This window comes from Pseudomonas sp. P5_A2_2 (assembly GCF_054177685.1).
This window is the reverse complement of sequence record NZ_JBGCUL010000334.1, coordinates 1-4641: the sequence shown is the minus strand read 5'-3', so window position 1 is coordinate 4641 and position 4641 is coordinate 1. Positions and strand designations below refer to the sequence as shown.

Annotated in this window: 5 protein-coding genes; all 5 read right to left on the bottom strand. The window is 59.9% G+C overall.

All coding sequences use genetic code 11. From position 1 onward, the window contains the following. On the bottom strand, positions 1 to 138 hold a 138-nt coding region (locus tag ACXRVY_RS17695), incomplete at its 3' end, for a LacI family DNA-binding transcriptional regulator (protein WP_458237874.1). 3 nt (positions 139 to 141) lie between these two features. Next, complete coding sequence (locus ACXRVY_RS17690) at positions 142 to 1119, bottom strand: ABC transporter permease (RefSeq protein WP_223457149.1); 978 nt, start codon at positions 1117 to 1119, stop codon at positions 142 to 144. Then, positions 1116 to 2669, bottom strand: a complete 1554-nt coding sequence (locus tag ACXRVY_RS17685) for a sugar ABC transporter ATP-binding protein (protein WP_457265805.1) — start codon at positions 2667 to 2669, stop codon at positions 1116 to 1118. The genes ACXRVY_RS17690 and ACXRVY_RS17685 overlap by 4 nt, the downstream gene beginning before the upstream one ends. 55 nt (positions 2670 to 2724) lie before the next feature. Continuing rightward, positions 2725 to 3681, bottom strand: a complete 957-nt coding sequence (locus ACXRVY_RS17680) for a substrate-binding domain-containing protein (protein WP_458237873.1) — start codon at positions 3679 to 3681, stop codon at positions 2725 to 2727. A gap of 193 nt (positions 3682 to 3874) precedes the next feature. Continuing rightward, complete coding sequence (locus ACXRVY_RS17675) at positions 3875 to 4336, bottom strand: hypothetical protein (RefSeq protein ID WP_223457142.1); 462 nt, start codon at positions 4334 to 4336, stop codon at positions 3875 to 3877. Positions 4337 to 4641 lie beyond the last annotated feature (305 nt).

The following is a 4641-nucleotide window of genomic DNA, read 5'->3' as shown; positions in this document are numbered from 1 at the left end:
GACGTAGTCGAGGGTCTGGATTGCCGCCTCGACCTTGATCCGCACTTCTTCACTGACCGGGCGGGTCTTGTTCACCACATGGGAAACCGTGGTGTAGGAAATGCCGGCAAGGGCTGCCACATCTTTGATAGTCGCCATGACTCAGGTCCGCCGGCTTGCGCGTTGACTACGATAGGTGTCCAGCACTACCGCCACCACGATCACCGCGCCGGTAATGATGCGTTTGGTCGGCTCGGTTGCCCCGATCTGCGCCAGCCCCGCAGCCAGCACGGAAATAATCAGCACGCCAAAGAACGTGCTGATCACCGAACCGCGCCCGCCCATCAGGCTGGTTCCGCCGATCACGACAGCCGCGATCACTTGCAACTCAAGACCGGAGCCAGCATTCGGGTCGGCGGCTTCCAGGCGGGAAATCTGGAACAACGCGGCAATACCGGCCAGCAACCCCATCAGGCTGAAGACCAGGATTTTGTAAGGCTTGGGATTGATCCCCGCCAACCGCACCGCCTCTTCGTTGGTGCCGATACCGATCAGGTAGCGACCGAACACCGTGCGGGTCAACACGGCCTGGGCGACGAAAATGATCAGCAACGCGATGATGAACGACGGTGAAATGCCGAAGGCGATCGGGTTGGACAACCAGGCGAACGCATCGCCGATGTAGGCCGTACGCGAGCCGGTCATCTGGTACGCCACCCCGCGAGCCATTTCCAGCACGCCCAGGGACACGATGAACGATGGTATCCGCCATGCCACAGTGATCGAGCCGGTGATGGTACCGGCGAGCGCCGCAACGGTCATGCCCAGCAGCGCCGCCGGCAGCACGCCCCAGCCCCAGCCAAGAATCGCCACGCTCACGGTCGAAGCCGCCAATGCCAGCACCGAACCTACCGACAGGTCGATGCCACCGATGATCAACACAAAGGTCATGCCGACCGCCAGCACCATCAGATCCGGAATCTGGTTGGCCAGGGTGCTGAAAGTATCGTAGGACAGGAAGTGACTGCTCAGCACCGAGAACAGCACGATCATCGCCAACAAGGCACCCGCCAGGCCCAGATAGGTGCCCAGGCCGTAGAAGTTGCCATTGCGTTTGCCGGCGAAAGAAGCGGTTTTCATGGAAGATCCCCAGGCGCAGCTTCAAAGAGCTGCGCATCACGTTTTTGGTAGCCGGCAAAAGCAGCGGCGAGCAACTCATCCTGGGTCCAGCTGTCGCGATCGAATGTATCGATCAGGCGGCCCGCCGACAGCACGCCGATCCGGTCGCAGATCAGCATCAGCTCGCGCAGGTCGCTGGAGACCACCACCAGTGCCTTGCCCTTGCGGGTCAACTCACCGAGCAGGTTGTAGATATCGAACTTGGCGCCGACGTCGATGCCGCGGGTCGGTTCGTCGAACAGCAGCACCGAGCAATCGCGCTCCAGCCAACGGCCGATGACGACTTTCTGCTGATTGCCGCCGGACAACTCGGACACCAACTGTGCCGGACCGGAGCTGCGGATGCGCATGGCGTCGATCTGACGCTGGGCCAAGGCGTTCTCCTCATCGCTGTCGACCAAGCCAGCGCCGGAGATACCGGGCATGTTGCCCAAGGCGATATTGGCGCCGATCGATTGGGTCAGCAAAAGGCCTTCGCCCTTGCGATCTTCGGTGATCAAGGCAATGCCATGACCGACCGCATCCACTGGCGAGCGTACATTGATGACCTGCGCCGGCGACCCCAGGGCAATCGTGCCGCTGTCGGCGATATCGGCACCGAAGATCAGACGCAGCAACTCGGTGCGCCCCGCGCCAATCAAACCGGAAATGCCGAAAATCTCTCCGGCACGGACTTCGAACGACACGTCGCGAACCTTGTCGGCACGGCTCAGGCCCTTGACCGTCAACATAGGGGCGCCGATCTTGCGCACCCCCATATCGATGTGTTCGCCGAGTTCGCGCCCAACCATCAGGTTGACCAGCTGCTCACTGTTGTAGTTGGCCATTGGCTCGACGCAAACCAGATTGCCATCGCGCAGCACGGCAATGCGTTGCGCGACGCGCGCCAGCTCTTCGAGGCGGTGGGAGATGTAGATGATCGATACGCCGCGAGCCTGCAGGCGGGTGATCTGTTCGAACAGCATTTCGACTTCGCGCGCAGTGAGCATCGCCGTCGGCTCGTCGAGAATCAGCACATGGCAATCGCCAATCAGGTTGCGGGCGATCTCGACCATTTGCTGATGGCCGATACCCAGTTCGCCGACCAGGGTGTCCGGGTCAATGGCGTCGAGCCCAACCTGGGCCATGGCTTCGATTGCAGCCTTGCGCAACTGCTTGCGATTGATCCAGCCGCCGTTGCTGGGCAGGTTGTCGAGAAACAGGTTTTCCGCCACCGACAAGGTCGGCAGCAGATTGAGTTCCTGCATCACCATACGGATACCGAGGTTTTCAGCCTGAGCCCGGCTACCCGGACGATAGTCCTGCCCCTGAAACTGCATCTGGCCGGTGGTCGGCGCCACCAGCCCGCCAATAATCTTCGAAAGCGTGCTTTTGCCTGCACCGTTCTCGCCGGTCAACGCCAGCACTTCCCCGCGCATGAGCGTCAGGTCGATGCCGGCCAGGACCAGTTGGGCGTAGGTCTTGCCGATACCGCTGACCGAGAGGACAGCGTTCGGAGCGCAAACTGACATAAAAACTCTCCATGCGCTCGTCCGGCTGGACGAGCGCCGTTGCGTCGCCAGAAGGCTACTTGGTGACCAGTTCTACCGGCGTTTCGATCACGCCATTGGCGCCGCTGTCGACCGTTTCACCCTTGAGAATTTTCAACGCAGTCTCTATGCCGAACACCGCCTGTTTGGCCGCGAACTGGTCCGCGGTGGCCAGCACGCGACCGTCCTTGAGCATTGGCTGGATGGCATTGATGTTGTCGTAGCCGACCACTTGCACCTTGCCGGCCTTGCCCGCGGCGCGCACCGCAGACACCGCACCGACCGCCATGCTGTCGTTGCCGGCCAACAGGGCCTTGGTTTGCGGGTATTCACTGAGAATCGACGCGGCCACCTTGTTGCCCTTGTCGATCTCCCAGTCACCGGATTGCAGGGACACGACCTTGATCTGCGCCGCTTCCATCGCATCCTTGAAACCCGCTGTGCGCTGCTGGGCATTGGTGGTGGTGGACACACCTTCGATGATGCCGACTTCGTCACCGGCCTTCAGCTGTTTGGCCAGGTAATCCCCCACCAGCCGTGCGCCCTTGCGGTTGTCCGGGCCTACGAACGGAACATTGATGTTTTTGCTTTTGACGACGGCGGGGTCCAGCTGGTTGTCGATGTTAATCACGGTGATACCGGCATCGATGGCTTTCTTGATCACCGGAACCATGGCCTTGGAGTCTGCCGGCGCAATCACCAGTGCATTGACCTTGGCCAGGATCATTTGCTCGWCGATGCGCGTCTGGCCTGCGGTGTCGGTTTCATCCTTGATGCCGTTGGAGATGAGCTCGAATTCGCCGGAGTGATCTTTCTGGTAGGCCTTGGCGCCGTCTTCCATGGTCAGGAAGAACTCGTTGGCCAGGGATTTCATGACCAGCGCGACTTTCGGTTTTTCCGTGGTTTCAGCAAAGGCCGAAGAGACAGGCAGTGCAGCGGATGCGGCAGCCAGCATAGCGACAGCGAGAAGACGTCCAGCGAATGGCAGCTTCATGGGTTCACTCCGATCTTATGATTATTGTGAGCAACGCTTGCGCTGGCGTAAGCTTCACGACCCACCGTGATGGAAAGCCATCACTGGAGCCGCGCAAACGTTTGCGTGAAGCAAACTATGCGAACCCTGCCGGTATTTGTCAACGACCTGAAAAGTGCTTTCAGAGATGTTCAGCGAAAAAACGGCATTCAACTCATGCCGTGGTGTTGACCACCGATCCCGTGCCGGAACCCTTGGCCAGCTCCTTGATCAGGCTCGCACTCACTTGCAGGATGGCGCCGTTGGTGTCGGCCACCTGCCCCTGAATGGCCGCTACCGCGGTGGTCTTGGCTTGCGGAGTCGGATAGGACGCCGCCTGGGCTTGCGCCAGTTGCTGCTGTTGCTCGCGCAATTGCTGCTGCAACTCCTTCAGGCGCTTGAGCAGGACCTTCACCGCAATGCTGGTGTTATCGCTGGTGTCCGATTCGGCCTGTGCGCCGGCACTCTCCCCCAGACCTACCGGGCTCGTCTTGACCTGGTTACCGTCGCTTTTCTTAGCACCCGGCGCTTGAGCAGCCGCATCGGCTGTTGCGTCGCTCAGGGCACGAAGGGTAGTGGCCGATTTGCCACCGATGGTGATGCCGGCGGCATTGGGAATACCAACAGATAAGGACATGTGAACTCCTGAAGAAAAAGATCCCTTGAAGGAGCATCGACCGGCGCGAGCGTTTCTTTAGTCGTCAGTGATGATTTGACCCGTTGAAATCTTAAACAAGACCGCGATCCGTTTCGGAGAGCCGAACGCGAAAGTTAAACATGTTCGGCATTCCGGACGCCCCGCCCCCGAAACCGGTCTGGACACATACAGCAATACCGTTACAAATCATTAACTTAAGCATATTTTTCGATTCAGGGTATTACTGGTACAGATCCTGCTCTTCCCCTCGCACCCCCGGCGTTCAGATTCGCCCGGGGCATATC

Coding starts and splice junctions, on each gene's coding strand:
- ACXRVY_RS17690 (WP_223457149.1), bottom strand. CDS start 1,119: ATGAAAACCGCTTCTTTCGCCGGCAAACGCAATGGCAACTTCTACGGC.
- ACXRVY_RS17685 (WP_457265805.1), bottom strand. CDS start 2,669: ATGTCAGTTTGCGCTCCGAACGCTGTCCTCTCGGTCAGCGGTATCGGC.
- ACXRVY_RS17675 (WP_223457142.1), bottom strand. CDS start 4,336: ATGTCCTTATCTGTTGGTATTCCCAATGCCGCCGGCATCACCATCGGT.